This window comes from Streptomyces sp. NPDC048461 (assembly GCF_055587105.1).
On sequence record NZ_JBVJGW010000003.1, the window covers coordinates 442,597 to 458,438 of the forward strand.

The following is a 15,842-nucleotide window of genomic DNA, read 5'->3' on the forward strand; positions in this document are numbered from 1 at the left end:
CGTCAGCGCGCGGCGGCGGCGAGCGACTCGTGGGCGGCGGCGGTCACGGCCTCGGGGGTGAAGCCGAACTCGCGGAACAGCACCTTCGCGTCGGCCGAGGCACCGAAGTGCTCCAGCGAGACGATCCGGCCGGCGTCGCCGACGTAGCGGTGCCAGGTCAGGCCGATGCCGGCCTCGACCGCGACGCGCGCCCTGACGGAGGGCGGCAGGACGCTGTCCTTGTACTCCTGGCTCTGCTCCTCGAACCACTCGACGGACGGCATCGAGACCACGCGCGCCGGGACGCCTCCGGCCTGCAGCGCCTCGCGCGCGGCGACGGCGAGCTGGACCTCGGAGCCGGTGCCGATGAGCAGGACCTGCGGCTCGGCGGCGGCGCCGTCGGGGCCCGTCGCGTCGAAGAGCACGTACCCGCCCTTGGCGGCGTCGTCGTTGCGGTCGTACGTCGGTACGCCCTGGCGGGTCAGCGCCAGGCCGTGCGGAGCGCCCTTGCCGTACACCTTGGTGTGGCGGCGCATGATCTCGCGCCAGGCGACGACGGTCTCGTTGGCATCGGCCGGACGGACCACGTTCAGGCCCGGGATGGCGCGCAGCGAGGCGAGGTGCTCGACGGGCTGGTGGGTGGGGCCGTCCTCGCCGAGGCCGATGGAGTCGTGCGTCCACACGTAGGTGACCGGCACGTGCATCAGCGCGGAGAGGCGGACGGCGTTGCGCATGTAGTCGGAGAACACCAGGAAGGTGCCGCCGTAGATGCGGGTGTGGCCGTGCAGGGCGATGCCGTTCATGGACGCGGCCATGGCGTGCTCGCGGATGCCGAAGTGGACGGTGCGGCCGTACGGGTCGGCCTCCGGCAGCGGGTTGCCCACCGGCAGGAACGAGGAGTCCTTGTCGATGGTGGTGTTGTTCGAGCCGGCGAGGTCGGCCGAGCCGCCCCACAGCTCCGGAACGATCGCGCCGAGCGCCTGGAGCACCTTGCCGGAGGCCGCGCGGGTGGCGACGCCCTTGCCGGTCTCGAAGACGGGGAGGGAGTCCTCCCAGCCCGCCGGCAGCTCGTTCGCGTTGATGCGGTCGAACTCGGCGGCGCGCTCCGGGTTGGCGGTGCGCCAGGCGGAGAACTCCTTCTCCCACTCGGCCCGCGCCTCGCGGCCGCGGTCGACGGCCTGCCGGGTGTGCGCGAGGACCTCGTCGGCGACGTCGAAGGACTTCTCCGGGTCGAAGCCGAGGACGCGCTTGGTGGCCGCGACCTCGTCGTCGCCGAGCGCCGAGCCGTGGGCGGCCTCGGTGCCCTGGGCGTCCGGGGCGGGCCAGGCGATGATCGAGCGGGCGGCGATGAAGGACGGGCGGCCGGTCTCGGCCTTCGCGGCCAGCAGCGCGGCGTACAGCGCCTTCGGGTCGAGGTCGCCGTTCTCCTGCTGCTCGACGCGCTGGACGTGCCAGCCGTACGCCTCGTAGCGCTTGAGGGTGTCCTCGGAGACGGCCGTCTCGGTGTCGCCCTCGATGGAGATGTGGTTGTCGTCCCACAGCAGCACCAGGTTGCCGAGCTTCTGGTGGCCGGCCAGCGCGGACGCCTCGTGGGAGATGCCCTCCTGGAGGCAGCCGTCGCCCGCGACCGCGTAGATCATGTGGTCGAAGGGGGAGGAGCCCTGCGGGGCCTGCGGGTCGAACAGGCCGCGCTCGTAGCGGGTGGCCATGGCCATGCCCACCGCGTTGGCGATGCCCTGGCCCAGCGGGCCGGTGGTGGTCTCGACGCCCTTGGTGTGGCCGTACTCCGGGTGGCCGGGGGTCTTGGAGCCCCAGGTGCGGAACGCCTCGAGGTCCTCCAGCTCCAGCCCGAACCCGCCGAGGTACAGCTGGGTGTACAGGGTGAGGGACGAGTGCCCCGCGGAGAGCACGAAGCGGTCGCGGCCGACCCACTCGGGGTCCGACGGGTCGTGCCGCATCACCTTCTGGAAGAGGGTGTACGCGGCGGGGGCCAGGCTCATCGCCGTACCGGGGTGGCCGTTTCCGACCTTCTGGACCGCGTCAGCGGCCAGGATGCGGGCGGTGTCGACGGCCCGCTGGTCCAGTTCGGTCCACTCGAGCTCTGTGGTGGTCGGCTTGCTGCTCACCGTTTTTCAGGGCTCCTCTCCACATGTCTGTTCCCGGTGACGAGGCGGTGCACCGGCGCGATTCCGAGCCTACCCCCGCCACGGCGTGCAGCTATTCGAGTGCCGTACGTCGGTCACGTCGCCGGTGCCCGCCGTTCACCTGAGCGCCCGTGGCGCCCTCTGAGCGCCGGGGGGTGCGCTCGTGGTCGTCCCGTCCCGTATGCCCGGTCCGATCGGCCCAACACGAACCGACCCCCGCGCGGGGCGACGTAAGTGCAACGTCTAGAGTGGCGTGGTACGCGCAAGCCTTTACCGGACCTTCATGTCTTCCCTGGTCCGGGCCGAGCTTGCTGGATTCTCTGTCAGGGGTGTGCGTGACGGCCGTCGAATCCCGTCCAGCGGGGGTGCTCGGGACGAGCCCCGGCCACCGGCCGCTCGGGGCCCGGGCCATGGCTTTCGTGGCACTGACGAAGCCGCGGATCATCGAGCTTCTGCTCATCACGACCGTGCCGGTGATGTTCCTCGCCGAGCAGGGCGTGCCGTCGCTGTGGCTGGTCCTCGCGACCTGCTTCGGCGGCTACTTGTCGGCCGGCGGCGCCAACGCGCTGAACATGTACATCGACCGCGACATCGACGCGCTGATGGACCGGACCTCGCAGCGCCCGCTGGTGACCGGCATGGTCAGCCCGCGGGAGTGCCTGGTCTTCGGCATCACGCTCGGGGTCCTCTCGACGCTGTTCTTCGGTCTGCTCATCAACTGGCTGTCGGCGGCGCTCGCGCTCGGTGCGCTCCTCTTCTACGTCGTCGTCTACACGATGCTGTTGAAGCGGCGGACCTCCCAGAACATCGTCTGGGGCGGCATCGCGGGCTGCATGCCGGTGCTGATCGGCTGGTCGGCGGTCAAGAACGAGGTCTCCTGGGCCGCGGTCATCCTCTTCCTCGTCATCTTCTTCTGGACGCCGCCGCACTACTGGCCGCTGTCGATGAAGGTGAAGGACGACTACGCGCGGGTCGGCGTGCCGATGCTGCCGGTCGTGGCCGGGAACAGGGTCGTGGCCCGTCAGATCGTCCTCTACAGCTGGGTGATGGTGGCGGTCTCGCTGCTGCTGACCCCGCTGGGGTACACCGGCTGGTTCTACACCACGGTGGCGCTGGTCGCCGGCGGCTGGTGGCTGTGGGAGGCGCACGCGCTGCACGCGCGGGCCAAGTCGGGCGTGACGGGCGCGAAGCTCAAGGAGATGCGCCTGTTCCACTGGTCGATCACCTACGTGTCGCTGCTCTTCGTGGCGGTGGCCGTGGATCCCTTCCTCCACTGATTACTCACCGGTAGCATGCCGTCCATGGCAGACACCGCGCAGACCGCAGACAAGAAGCTGGACCGTACGGCGGCGAAGCTGGCCAAGCAGATCGGTGCGTTCGCCAAGCAGCACGGCGGCGCCGAGGGCCAGCTCGCCCACATCGGCCAGGCCGGCACCCGGATCGTGCTCGTCGGCACGGACGGCGGCTGGGGCGACCTGGTGGCCCCGACGTACGCCGCGGCGCAGCTGGCCGCCGAGAAGGCCGCGCTGACCCTCCACGAGGAGTTCGACGGCGAGTTCGCCGCCCGGGTGCGGACCGGCCCGTACGAGTGGACCCGGATGGCCGGCATCCAGATCGGCGGACCGGCGAACCCGGCGGTCTGACCGCCCCGGCGCCCCGCGCGACGGCTTCCACGACACCCCCCCCGCGACCCCGTCCGGGGACCGTGGGCGCCGTCTCGGTCAACAGCGCGAGCAACACCTCACACCCCGCTCATCCGTTAGGACGTGTGGAAGCGCCTTCCCCACGTCCGCAACGGGATGCCCGGATGATCGAAACGCCGCCCCTGGTCGACCAGCACTGCCACGGAGTGATCCGTACGGAGCTGGGCCTGGGCACCTTCGAGGCCGAGCTGCTCCGCTCGGCCGGCCCGCCCGCCGCGGGCACCACCTTCTTCGACACGCAGACCGGCTTCGCCGTGCGCCGCTGGTGCCCGCCGCTGCTCGGGCTGGAGCCGCACTGCGCGCCCGCCCGCTACCTGGCCCGCCGGCGCGAGCTGGGCCCGGCCGAATCCGCACGGCGGCTGCTGCGGGGCTCGGGCGTCGCCGCCTACCTGGTGGACACCGGGGCGCCCGGGGACCTCACGGGGGCCAAGGAGCTGGCGTCGGCCGCGGACGCGGAGACCTTCGAGGCGGTCCGGCTGGAGTTACTGGCCGAGCAGGTCGCCGACACCTCCGGAACCGTGGCCGCCTTCCTGGCCAACCTCGCCGAGGCCGTCCACCACTGCGCCGCCGGGGCGGCCGCCTTCACCTGCGGCGAGGCCCCCGGGAGCACGGCACCCTCCCTCGGCTCCCTCCTCGCCTTCGCGCCCGGGCCGCCGGTGGAGGGCGAGGTCCGCGGGGCGGCCGGCCGCTGGCTGGCCCGGCGGACCCGGGGCGAAGCCGTACGGGACCCCGTGCTCCTGCGGCACCTGCTGTGGAGCGCGGTCGAGTCCGGGCTCCCGCTCCAGCTGCACACCGGGGCGGACACGGGGGAGCCGGGGCAGCGGCCGGACCGGGGCGACCCCGGGCTCCTCGCCGAGTTCGTACGGGCCACGGCCGGGCTGGGCGCGCGGCTGGTGCTGCTCGGCGGATATCCGTACCACCGGCACGCGGCGCAGCTGGCGGCGGCCTTCCCGCACGTGTACGCCGACGCCGGCGCGGCCCTGGCCCGGACCGGGGCCCGGGGCGACGCGGTCCTGGCCGAGCTGCTGGAGCTGGCGCCCTTCGGGAAGCTGCTGTTCTCCAGTGGCGGGCGCCGGCTGCCCGAACTGCACGCGGTGGGCGCCCTGGTGTTCCGGGAGGCGCTGGGCCGGGTGCTGGGCGGGTGGGCGGCCGACGGCGCCTGGTCCCGGCGGGACGCGGAGCGGGTGGCCGCCATGATCGCGGCGGGCAACGCCCGCCGCGTCTACCGGCTGGACGGGCCGGGGTGAACGCGGCGGGCGCGCCCCGCACGGTGCGGGATCAGGCGGCGGAGAGCTGCGCGGCGCCCTGGGCCGGGATCTCCGGCTGGTCCGACGGCCGCTCCCGCAGGCTGAGCGCGACGCGCAGGACGGCGATCCACACCAGGCAGGAGCCCAGCATGTGGGCGGCGACGAGCACCTCGGGCAGCTGGGTGAAGAACTGCACGTAGCCGATGGCGCCCTGGGCGAGCAGCACGACCAGCAGGTCGCGGGCGCGGGCCCGGGCGTCGGACGGGGCGTCGACCACGCGCAGCACCAGCCACATCGCGACGGCGAGCGCGCACACCACCCAGGCGGCGACGGCGTGCACGTGCGCGGTGGCCGACCAGTCGAACGGCATCCGCTCGATCTCGCTGCTGTCGCCGGCGTGCGGTCCGGAACCGGTGACGACGGTGCCCGCGGCGATCAGCACGAACGTGATCGAGAGCAGCGCCCACGACAGCTTGCGGACCGGCCCCGGCACGCGCGGCCGGGGAGCGGTGTCGCCCTCGCCGACGCGGTGCCAGCTGACGGTGGTCACCGCGATCAGCGCGGTGGCCAGGAGGAAGTGCCCGGCGACGCTGTACGGGTTGAGCCCGGTCCTGACCGTGATCCCGCCGAGCACCGCGTTGGACATCACGACGGCGAACTGGGTCCAGCCGAGCCTGGTCAGCGAGTGCCGCCACGGCTTGGCCGCGCGCGCGGCGAGGATGTACCAGCCGACGGCCGCGGAGAGCACGTACGTCAGCATCCGGTTGCCGAACTCGATGGCGCCGTGGAAGCCCTGTTCCCGGGTCGCGATCAGGCTGTCGTCCGTGCACTTGGGCCAGGTGTCGCAGCCGAGGCCCGATCCGGTCAGCCGCACGGCGCCGCCGGTGACGACGATGGCCACGCTCATGACGAGCGCCGCGAGTGCGGCCCGCCGGACGATCCGGGGTGACGGAGTCCAGCGGCCGGCGAGGTAGGTGAATGGGTTCAACACGGCGCCTATCGTATGCGGAGCCTTGTGCAAAGTTTCACGAGGGGGTGCCCGGCGCCGCGTCGGGGCCGACGACCAGGCGGAACCGGGCCCCCGCCGGATCGCCCTCCTCGTGCCACCACAGGCGCAGGCGCCAAGGGACGCCGTCCCCCGGGTAGTCGGCCGAGCCGGTGAAGCCGCGCACTAATTCCGACGCTACGTCCTCGGCTGTCCTGTTTCGCACTTCTGTGGTGCTGTGCCACGGATGGTCCTGTACGTTCCACTGCCCGTCGGGCCCGCGCACCTCGACGCGCCACACCGCGAGCCAGGGGGTGACCTCCAGCATGGTGTGCACCTGTTCGGCCCCGAGGTGCAGCCGGGCCGCGATCTCCGACTCCGGCACGCCCTGGATCCGGGCGGCCACCACGGCCTGGGGCAGCAGCCGTTCGGGCAGCAGCCGGCGCGCGCGCAGGCTGACCAGCGAGCCGAACGCCAGGAAGCGCAAGCGGAGTTCCAGCTGGCGGCCGATGTGGTCGAGCGCCTCCTCGGCGTCCCCGGACTCCGCCGCGCCCGGATCCGCGAGCAGCAGCTCGCGGAAGTCCGACTCGGCGTCCACCGCCCAGGCCACCGCGTCCTCGGCGGACCCCAGCTCCGCGAGCCGGTCCCCGAGGAAGACCTTGGCCTGGGCGAGGCCGCTCCGGTTGACGGGGTCCCGCTGGTCGAGCCCCGCCCACACCCCGACCGCGGTCCGGGTCAGGTCGCGGGCGCGCTCGCCGGCCGCCCGCTCCGTCGCGCTCGGGCCGCCGGTGGCGGACCGGCCCAGCGGGTGCCGGGGCAGCCGGGCCCCGTCGCTCAGCGGCCAGGCGAGCCACACACCGTGGTTGATCAGCCCCCGGGCGTACCAGCGGGCGAAGTCGGGGGAGTACGCCGCCGCGCGCTCGGAGCTGCGCAGCGCCTCCTCGATCGTGGCGAGGGCGCCCGCACGGTCCCCGTCGGCGAACCGCAGCGCGGCCCGGTCGGCGAGGCGCAGCCCCAGCAGGGCCGTACAGCGGGGGTCCTCCGGGTGGGTGCGCAGGGCGCCGATCAGCTCGTCCAGCAGCCGGTCGCGCTCCGCCGGCTCCACGTGCGCGTCCCCCGCCCGGACCCGCGCCCACTGCCCGTCCAGCCGAAGAACGGCCTCTCGCTCCGCCATGTCCGCCCTCCGGCGTCGTGGTCCGCGCACCTCATGGGTCGGGATCCATAGTCGCGGGAAGGCGGACCGCAGCGGAAGGGATTCACTCCCAGCGGAACAGCCGTGCCGCGGCCCCCAGGCCGAGCACGGCCCAGCCCGCCAGGACGGCGGCCGTGCCCCACGGCAGCGCGGCGCCGTCCTGGAGCACCGCGCGCAGCCCGTCGGACAGGGCCGAGATGGGCAGCAGCTCCAGTACGGAGCGGACGCCGTCCGGGAACTTCTCCAGCGGCACGATCACCCCGCCGCCGACCAGCAGCAGCAGGAAGACGAGGTTGGCGGCGGCCAGGGTCATCTCGGCCTTCAGGGTGCCGGCCATCAGCAGCCCGAGCCCGGAGAACGCGGCGGTGCCCAGCAGGACCAGCGCCAGGACCGACAGCGGGTTCCCGTGCGGGGACCAGCCCAGCGCGAGGGCGATCACCGTCAGCAGCGCGATCTGCAGCACCTCGGTGACCAGGACCGACAGCGTCTTGGCGGCCATCAGCGCCCAGCGCGGCAGCGGGGAGGCCCCGAGCCGCTTCAGTACCCCGTAGCGGCGGTCGAACCCGGTGGCGATGGCCTGGCCGGTGAAGGCGGTGGACATCACGGCGAGCGCCAGGATGCCCGGGGCCAGGAAGTCCACGGACGTGCCCGTGCCGTCCCGGCCGGCCGGCACGCTGATGATGTCGACGGCCGAGAAGAGCACCAGCAGCAGTGCCGGGATGATCACGGTGAGCAGCAGCTGCTCCCCGTTGCGCAGCAGCATCCGGGTCTCCAGTGCCGTCTGCGCGAGGATCATGCGGGAGACGGGCGCGGCCCCCGGGGCGGGGGTGAACGTGCCGGCGCTCATGCGCGCAGCTCCTTACCGGTCAGTTCCAGGAAGACGTCTTCGAGCGTGTGCCGCTCCACCGAGAGGCTGTCCGGCATCACGCCGTGCTGGGCGCACCAGGAGGCGACGGTGGCCAGCAGCTGCGGGTGGACGTCGCCGGTGACCCGGTAGACGCCCGCGGTCAGCTCGGCGGCCTCGGTGCCGTCGGGCAGTGCCTTCAGGAGCGAGCCGAGGTCGAGGGCGGGGCGGCCGGTGAAGCGCAGGGTGTTCTCTGCGCCGCCGCGGCACAGCTGCTCGGGGCTGCCGTGGGCGATGACCCGGCCCGCGTCCACGATGGCGACCTCGTCGGCGAGCTGTTCCGCCTCGTCCATGTGGTGCGTGGTGAGGACGACGGTGACCCCGTCGGCGCGCAGTTCCCGTACGAGCTCCCAGGTCGCGCGCCGGGCCTGCGGGTCGAGTCCCGCGGTGGGCTCGTCCAGGAAGACCAGCTCGGGCCGGCCGACCACGGCCATGGCCAGGGCCAGGCGCTGCTGCTGCCCGCCGGACAGCCGGCGGTAGGGGGTGCGGCCGCAGCCGCCGAGGCCGAGGCGCTCCACCAGGGGGTCCACGTCGAGCGGGTGGGCGTACAGCTTGGCCATGTGGCGCAGCATCTCGACGGCGCGGGCCCCGGAGTAGACGCCGCCGGACTGGAGCATCACGCCGATCCGCGGGCGCAGCCGGGCGGCCTGGGCCACCGGGTCGAGGCCGAGGACGCGGACGGTGCCGGCGTCGGGCCGGCGGTAGCCCTCGCAGGTCTCCACGGTGGTCGTCTTGCCCGCGCCGTTGGGGCCGAGGACCGCGGTGACGGAGGCCCTCCGGACGGTGAGGTCCAGGCCGTCCACCGCGTTCCTGGGGCCGTACCGCTTCACCAGTCCGCGGATCTCCACGGCGGGGTCGTTGCTCATGGGGGGTGAGTCTACGGAGCCGCGGGAGGGGTCCTTGGTCCCGGGGTCGAAGGGTCACGGGCCCGCTCATTCATGACCTTTTCGAGCCGTACGGGGGCCGGCGCGGGCCTAGCGTCGAAGGGTGGACAGCATCGCGCGGAACGTCGAAGCCACCTCGGGGCAGGCCGAGCACAAGGCCCACGACCTCGGGCACCCGCCGCGGTACTTCGTCTCGGCGATGCTGGCGGGCGCGTACATCGGCATCGGCGAGGTGCTGCTGCTGGTCGCGGTCTCGCCGTTCGTCGCCCAGGGCTCGGCGGCGGTGAAGCTGCTGGAGGGGGCGCTCTTCCCGGTGGCCCTGACCATCGTGATGTTCGCCGGCGCCCAGCTGTTCACGAGCAACGTGATGGTGATGCTGGTCGGCGCCCTGTCCGGCCGGACCGGGGTCCGGGCCCTGGTCTCGTCGTGGACGCTCTCGCTGGCCGGGAACCTCGCGGGGGCCTTCGCCTTCGGCGCGATGGTGCACGCCTCCGGCGTGACCTCGTCACCGTCCGCCCGGGCCATGCTCACGGAGATGGTCCACGGGAAGACGGCCCTGGGCGGCGGTCAGCTCTTCTGGCGGGCCGTGCTGTGCAACATGCTGGTCTGCCTGGCGGTCTGGATGTTCACCCGGGCCCGGGGTGACGCCGCCAAAATCTTCGTCCTGTGGCTGCCGGTGGCGGTCTTCGTGGCCGTGGGATTCGAACACTGCGTCGCGAACATGGCTCTTTTCAGCCTCGCGATCCTGGATGGATCAGTCGGTTTCGGTGATCTTTTCCGGAACCTGATGTTTACCGTGCCGGGGAACGTCGTGGGCGGAGGATTGCTGGTGGGAGCCGTGTACTGGTTCACGGGAGGGTCCCGGCGAGAGGACGGAACGTGTTCCTCCGAATAGGTTTTGATAACGCTGCGTCGACAAATTAGGTAACCCTTAGTGATGGAGGCCACCAGGTGTGGTCGCCGTCACCGCTTGTCGCACAGCGGTTAATTACGCAACAATAGCGTTGTGAAATACGGCGAACGGCAGATCGAGACCCCCCAGGGGGAGCTCGCCACCGGGGAGCGGTCAACCCGCAACCGGGTGGCGCGGTCCATCCTGGACCACGGTCCGTCCACCGTCGCCGACCTCGCCAAGCGCCTCGGCCTCACCCAGGCCGCCGTGCGCCGCCACCTCGACACGCTCGTCGCCGACGACGTGGTCGCACCCCGGGAGCAGCGCGTGTACGGCACGCGCGCCCGGGGCCGGCCCGCCAAGGCCTTCGCGCTGACCGACTGCGGCCGCGACGCCTTCGACCAGTCCTATGACACCCTCGCCGCGGAAGCCCTGCGCTGGATCGCGCAGTCCGTCGGCGGCGGGGAACAGGGAGAGGCGGCGGTCGCCGCCTTCGCACGGTCGCGGATGGAGACGCAGGCGCAGGCTTACCGGGACGCCGTGGAAGCGGCCGCCCCGGAGGACCGCACGGAGGCCCTGGCCAAGGCGTTGACCGTGGACGGGTACGCTGCTACGGCGAAGAGCGCTCCCGGTCCGCACAGCGGTGAACAGCTCTGCCAGCACCACTGCCCGGTCGCACATGTAGCCGAGCAGTTCCCGCAGCTCTGCGAGGCGGAGACCGAGGTCTTCTCCCGCCTGCTCGGGACACATGTGCAGCGCCTCGCCACGATCGCCCACGGCGACGGAGTGTGCACGACGTTCATTCCGCGCAGCGCGAGCGCACCACAGACCGACACATCAGCATCTGCACGTACGGCCGGGAGGAACCCCGCATGACCACGGAGACTGCTCACCCTGAGCTCGATGGCCTGGGCACCTACGAATACGGCTGGGCCGACTCCGACGTGGCCGGCTCCGCTGCCAAGCGGGGTCTGTCCGAGGAGGTCGTCCGCGACATCTCTGCGAAGAAGTCCGAGCCGGAGTGGATGCTGAACCTCCGCCTCAAGGGCCTCAAGCTGTTCGGCAAGAAGCCCATGCCCAACTGGGGTTCCGACCTCTCGGGCATCGACTTCGACAACATCAAGTACTTCGTGCGTTCCACCGAGAAGCAGGCCGCTTCGTGGGAGGACCTGCCGGAGGACATCAAGAACACGTACGACAAGCTCGGCATCCCCGAGGCGGAGAAGCAGCGCCTCGTCGCGGGCGTCGCGGCCCAGTACGAGTCCGAGGTCGTCTACCACCAGATCCGCGAGGACCTGGAGGAGCAGGGCGTCATCTTCCTCGACACGGACACCGCGCTCAAGGAGCACCCCGAGCTCTTCCAGGAGTACTTCGGCACGGTCATCCCGGTCGGCGACAACAAGTTCGCGTCGCTGAACACCGCGGTGTGGTCCGGCGGCTCCTTCATCTACGTCCCCAAGGGCGTGAAGGTCGACATCCCGCTCCAGGCCTACTTCCGGATCAACACGGAGAACATGGGCCAGTTCGAGCGGACGCTGATCATCGTCGACGAGGACGCGTACGTCCACTACGTCGAGGGCTGCACCGCCCCGATCTACTCCTCGGACTCGCTGCACAGCGCCGTGGTGGAGATCATCGTGAAGAAGGGCGGCCGCTGCCGCTACACGACCATCCAGAACTGGTCGAACAACGTCTACAACCTGGTCACCAAGCGCGCCGTGGCGTACGAGGGCGCGACCATGGAGTGGGTCGACGGCAACATCGGTTCCAAGGTCACCATGAAGTACCCGGCCGTCTACCTGATGGGCGAGCACGCCAAGGGCGAGACCCTCTCCATCGCCTTCGCGGGCGAGGGCCAGCACCAGGACGCCGGCTCCAAGATGGTCCACATGGCGCCGAACACCTCCTCGAACATCGTCTCGAAGTCGGTGGCCCGCGGCGGCGGCCGCACCTCGTACCGCGGTCTGGTCGAGATCGGCGAGGGCGCGCACGGCTCGAAGTCCAACGTGCTGTGCGACGCGCTCCTGGTCGACACGATCTCCCGCTCCGACACGTACCCCTACGTGGACGTCCGCGAGGACGACGTGTCCATGGGTCACGAGGCGACCGTCTCCAAGGTCTCCGACGACCAGCTCTTCTACCTGATGAGCCGCGGACTGACCGAGTTCGAGGCCATGGCGATGATCGTGCGCGGCTTCGTCGAGCCGATCGCCCGCGAGCTCCCCATGGAGTACGCGCTGGAGCTCAACCGGCTGATCGAGCTGCAGATGGAGGGTTCGGTCGGCTAGTCCCCGACCGCCCCGCGCATCCGCAGCGGATTCTTCGACGTAGGCACGCTTTACAAGAGAGTGAGCAAGACGACAGCCATGGCTGAGGCTCAGAACATTCCGGCGGGTTCCACCACTGCCGGCGCGATCGCGGTGGCCGCCGAGTCCACCGTCGCCACCCGGATGAGCGCGCCCCCGTCCTTCGACGTGGCCGACTTCCCGGTTCCGAACGGCCGCGAGGAGGAGTGGCGGTTCACCCCGCTCGCCCGCCTCAAGGGCCTGCACGACGGCACCGCGGTCGCCAACGGCACCATGAAGGCCCAGATCGACGCGCCCGACGTGGTGACGGTCGAGTCGGTGGAGCGCGGCGACGCGCGCATCGGCAAGGCCGGCACCCCGGTGGACCGGATCGCCGCCCAGGCGTTCTCGTCCTTCGCCAAGGCCACGGTCGTCACCGTGCCCAAGGAGGCCGTCCTGACCGAGCCGGTGCGCGTCGCGCTCCACGGCGAGGGCGGCACGACCTTCGGCCACACGGTCTTCGACGTCCAGGCGTTCGCCGAGGCCGTCGTCGTCATCGACCACACCGGTGACGGCGTGCGCGCCGCCAACGTCGACTTCCTCGTCGGCGACGGCGCCAAGCTGACCGTCGTGTCCGTGCAGGACTGGGACGACACCGCCGTCCACGTGTCCCAGCACAACGCGCTGATCGGCCGTGACGCGACCTTCAAGTCGATCGTCGTCACCTTCGGCGGCGACCTGGTCCGGCTGCACCCGCGCGTGACCTACGCCGGCCCCGGCGGCGAGGCCGAGCTCTTCGGCCTGTACTTCACGGACGCCGGACAGCACCAGGAGCACCGCCTCCTGGTCGACCACAGTGCCCCGCACTGCAAGTCGAACGTGGTCTACAAGGGCGCGCTCCAGGGCCAGGACGCCCACGCGGTCTGGATCGGTGACGTGCTCATCGAGAAGACCGCCGAGGGCACCGACACCTACGAGATGAACCGCAACCTCGTCCTCACGGACGGCGCGCGGGTCGACTCGGTGCCGAACCTGGAGATCGAGACCGGCGAGATCGTCGGCGCCGGCCACGCCTCCGCGACCGGCCGCTTCGACGACGAGCAGCTCTTCTACCTCCAGTCCCGCGGCATCCCGGCCGACGAGGCCCGCCGCCTGGTCGTGCGCGGCTTCTTCGCCGAGCTCGTCCAGCAGATCGGTGTCGACGACATCGAAGAGCGCCTGCTCTCCAAGATCGAGACCGAGCTCCAGGGTTCCGTCTGATGAACTACGTCAAGGCCTGTGCACTGAGCGAGCTGGAAGCGGACACCCCCAAGCGGGTCGAGCTCGACGGCACGCCGGTGTCCATCGTCTCCACCGAGGGGGAGGTGTTCGCGATCAACGACATCTGCTCGCACGCGAACGTGTCCCTCTCGGAGGGCGAGGTCGAGGACTGCATGATCGAGTGCTGGTTGCACGGGTCGGCCTTCGACCTGCGCACCGGAAAGCCGTCCGGCCTGCCCGCGACGCGCCCCGTACCCGTATACCCCGTAAAGATCGAAGGGGACGACGTGCTCGTCTCCCTCACCCAGGAGTCCTGAGGTATCCATGGCAACGCTTGAAATCCACGACCTGCACGTCACCGTCGAGACCGGCGACTCGGCGACTGGTGCCCGCGAGATCCTCAAGGGCGTCGACCTCACCGTCAAGCAGGGTGAGACGCACGCCATCATGGGTCCGAACGGCTCCGGCAAGTCCACCCTGGCGTACTCCCTCGCCGGTCACCCGAAGTACACCATCACCGGTGGCACCGTGACCCTCGACGGCGAAGACGTCCTGGAGATGTCCGTAGACGAGCGCGCCCGCGCCGGCCTGTTCCTCGCCATGCAGTACCCGGTCGAGGTCCCCGGCGTCTCGGTGTCCAACTTCCTCCGCACCTCGGCCACCGCCATCCGCGGCGAGGCGCCGAAGCTGCGCACCTGGGTGAAGGAGGTCAAGGCGGCCATGGAGCAGCTCTCCATGGACACCTCCTTCGCCGAGCGCAACGTGAACGAGGGCTTCTCCGGCGGTGAGAAGAAGCGTCACGAGATCCTCCAGCTGGAGCTCCTCAAGCCGAAGATCGCGATCCTCGACGAGACCGACTCCGGCCTGGACGTCGACGCCCTGCGCGTCGTCTCCGAGGGCGTCAACCGGGTCCGCGAGGGTGGCGAGGTCGGCACGCTGCTGATCACCCACTACACGCGCATCCTGCGCTACATCAAGCCCGACTTCGTTCACGTGTTCGCGAACGGCCGCATCGCCGAGTCCGGTGGCGCCGAGCTCGCCGACCAGCTGGAGGCCGAGGGTTACGACAAGTACGTGAAGGGTGGCGCGACCGCGTGACACAGCTGCCTGGCCTCCTCGACACCGAGGCGATCCGCAAGGACTTCCCCCTGCTGGATCGTGTGGTCCACGACGGGAAGAAGATCGTTTATCTGGACAACGCGGCGACTTCGCAGAAGCCGCGCCAGGTGCTCGACGCGCTGAACGAGTACTACGAGCAGCACAACGCCAACGTCCACCGCGGCGTGCACGTGCTCGCAGAGGAGGCCACGGCGCTGTACGAGGGCGCTCGCGACAAGGTCGCCGCGTTCATCAACGCTCCGAGCCGCAACGAGGTGATCTTCACCAAGAACGCCTCGGAGTCGCTCAACCTGGTCGCGAACATGCTCGGCTGGGCGGACGAGCCCTACCGGGTCGACCGCGACACCGAGATCGCCATCACGGAGATGGAGCACCACTCCAACATCGTCCCGTGGCAGCTGCTCGCGCAGCGCACCGGCGCGAAGCTGAAGTGGTTCGGCCTCACCGACGACGGCCGGCTCGACCTGTCCAACATCGAAGAGGTCATCACGGAGAAGACGAAGATCGTCTCCTTCACGCTGGTCTCCAACATCATGGGCACGGTCAACCCGGTCGAGGCGATCGTCCGGCGCGCCCAGGACGTCGGCGCGCTGGTGCTGATCGACGCCTCCCAGGCCGCTCCGCACATGCCGCTGGACGTGCAGGCCCTCGGCGCCGACTTCGTGGCCTTCACCGGCCACAAGATGTGCGGCCCGACCGGCATCGGCGTCCTGTGGGGCCGCCAGGAGCTGCTGGAGGACCTGCCGCCGTTCCTCGGCGGCGGCGAGATGATCGAGACCGTGTCGATGCACGCCTCGACGTACGCCCCGGCGCCCCACAAGTTCGAGGCCGGTACGCCCCCGATCGCCCAGGCCGTCGGCCTCGGCGCGGCCGTGGACTACCTGACCGCGATCGGCATGGACAAGATCGCCGCGCACGAGCACGCGATCACGGAGTACGCGGTCAAGCGCCTCCTGGAGGTGCCCGACCTGCGGATCATCGGCCCCACCACGGCCGAGGACCGCGGCGCCGCGATCTCGTTCACGCTCGGTGACATCCACCCGCACGACGTCGGCCAGGTTCTGGACGAGCAGGGCATCGCGGTCCGCGTGGGACACCACTGCGCGCGCCCGGTCTGCCTGCGGTACGGAATTCCTGCGACGACGCGGGCGTCTTTCTACCTGTACTCCTCTCCGGCCGAGGTCGACGCGCTGATCGACGGCCTGGAGCACGTACGTAACTTCTTCGGATGACGAAGGACACGACGAA

At 71.0% G+C, this 15,842-nt stretch carries 15 protein-coding genes; 10 read left to right on the forward strand and 5 right to left on the reverse strand.

The features are described from left to right. Positions 1–2: 2 nt before the first annotated feature. Complete coding sequence (gene tkt, locus ACZ6S8_RS07580; RefSeq protein WP_469453371.1) at positions 3–2,105, reverse strand: transketolase; 2,103 nt, start codon at positions 2,103–2,105, stop codon at positions 3–5. Positions 2,106–2,458: 353 nt separating this feature from the next. Here tkt and ACZ6S8_RS07585 point away from each other — a divergent pair, with 353 nt between their 5' ends. The 3 genes from ACZ6S8_RS07585 (at position 2,459) to ACZ6S8_RS07595 (ending at position 5,073) form a co-directional block, all read left to right on the forward strand. Further along, on the forward strand, positions 2,459–3,400 hold the full coding sequence (locus ACZ6S8_RS07585) for a heme o synthase (protein ID WP_469453373.1): 942 nt from the start codon (positions 2,459–2,461) through the stop codon (positions 3,398–3,400). Positions 3,401–3,424: 24 nt separating this feature from the next. Continuing rightward, on the forward strand, positions 3,425–3,766 hold the full coding sequence (locus ACZ6S8_RS07590; RefSeq protein ID WP_469453375.1) for a hypothetical protein: 342 nt from the start codon (positions 3,425–3,427) through the stop codon (positions 3,764–3,766). 164 nt (positions 3,767–3,930) lie between these two features. Then, positions 3,931–5,073, forward strand: coding sequence for an amidohydrolase family protein (locus tag ACZ6S8_RS07595; RefSeq protein WP_469453376.1), 1,143 nt, complete (start codon positions 3,931–3,933; stop codon positions 5,071–5,073). Positions 5,074–5,104: 31 nt separating this feature from the next. Here the strand turns inward: ACZ6S8_RS07595 and ACZ6S8_RS07600 are convergent, their stop codons facing one another. The 4 genes from ACZ6S8_RS07600 to ACZ6S8_RS07615 form a co-directional block, all read right to left on the reverse strand. Further along, the gene (locus ACZ6S8_RS07600; RefSeq protein ID WP_469453378.1) at positions 5,105–6,094 is read right to left on the reverse strand and encodes a COX15/CtaA family protein; all 990 of its coding nucleotides are present in this window, start codon (positions 6,092–6,094) and stop codon (positions 5,105–5,107) included. A 4-nt stretch (positions 6,095–6,098) separates the two neighbouring features. Beyond that, entirely contained in the window at positions 6,099–7,232 is a 1,134-nt protein-coding gene (locus tag ACZ6S8_RS07605; protein WP_469453380.1) for a hypothetical protein, read from the reverse strand. Positions 7,233–7,314: 82 nt separating this feature from the next. Continuing rightward, positions 7,315–8,097 carry an ABC transporter permease gene (locus tag ACZ6S8_RS07610; RefSeq protein WP_469453382.1) on the reverse strand — a complete coding sequence of 261 codons (783 nt, stop codon included), beginning with the start codon at positions 8,095–8,097 and terminating at the stop codon, positions 7,315–7,317. Then, positions 8,094–9,020, reverse strand: coding sequence for an ABC transporter ATP-binding protein (locus ACZ6S8_RS07615; protein WP_469453383.1), 927 nt, complete (start codon positions 9,018–9,020; stop codon positions 8,094–8,096). The genes ACZ6S8_RS07610 and ACZ6S8_RS07615 overlap by 4 nt, the downstream gene beginning before the upstream one ends. Before the next feature lie 121 nt (positions 9,021–9,141). Here ACZ6S8_RS07615 and ACZ6S8_RS07620 point away from each other — a divergent pair, with 121 nt between their 5' ends. From ACZ6S8_RS07620 to ACZ6S8_RS07650, 7 genes are all read left to right on the forward strand, one after another. Continuing rightward, entirely contained in the window at positions 9,142–9,933 is a 792-nt protein-coding gene (locus ACZ6S8_RS07620) for a formate/nitrite transporter family protein (protein ID WP_469453384.1), read from the forward strand. Positions 9,934–10,044: 111 nt separating this feature from the next. Beyond that, positions 10,045–10,806 carry a helix-turn-helix transcriptional regulator gene (locus tag ACZ6S8_RS07625; RefSeq protein ID WP_469453386.1) on the forward strand — a complete coding sequence of 254 codons (762 nt, stop codon included), beginning with the start codon at positions 10,045–10,047 and terminating at the stop codon, positions 10,804–10,806. Continuing rightward, positions 10,803–12,218: a Fe-S cluster assembly protein SufB gene (gene sufB / locus ACZ6S8_RS07630; RefSeq protein ID WP_469453388.1), complete on the forward strand. Its 1,416-nt coding sequence runs from the start codon at positions 10,803–10,805 to the stop codon at positions 12,216–12,218. Before ACZ6S8_RS07625 ends, sufB begins: the two co-directional genes overlap by 4 nt. Before the next feature lie 78 nt (positions 12,219–12,296). Beyond that, positions 12,297–13,475 carry a Fe-S cluster assembly protein SufD gene (sufD, locus tag ACZ6S8_RS07635; protein ID WP_469453390.1) on the forward strand — a complete coding sequence of 393 codons (1,179 nt, stop codon included), beginning with the start codon at positions 12,297–12,299 and terminating at the stop codon, positions 13,473–13,475. Beyond that, positions 13,475–13,792 (forward strand): bifunctional 3-phenylpropionate/cinnamic acid dioxygenase ferredoxin subunit, encoded by a 318-nt coding sequence (locus ACZ6S8_RS07640; protein WP_053681636.1) that lies wholly within the window; start codon positions 13,475–13,477, stop codon positions 13,790–13,792. The genes sufD and ACZ6S8_RS07640 overlap by 1 nt, the downstream gene beginning before the upstream one ends. 7 nt (positions 13,793–13,799) lie before the next feature. After that, positions 13,800–14,573, forward strand: coding sequence for a Fe-S cluster assembly ATPase SufC (gene sufC, locus ACZ6S8_RS07645; protein ID WP_267722352.1), 774 nt, complete (start codon positions 13,800–13,802; stop codon positions 14,571–14,573). Continuing rightward, a complete protein-coding gene (locus ACZ6S8_RS07650) occupies positions 14,570–15,826 on the forward strand; it encodes a cysteine desulfurase (RefSeq protein ID WP_386521572.1) in 1,257 nt (418 codons plus the stop codon). The genes sufC and ACZ6S8_RS07650 overlap by 4 nt, the downstream gene beginning before the upstream one ends. Positions 15,827–15,842 lie beyond the last annotated feature (16 nt).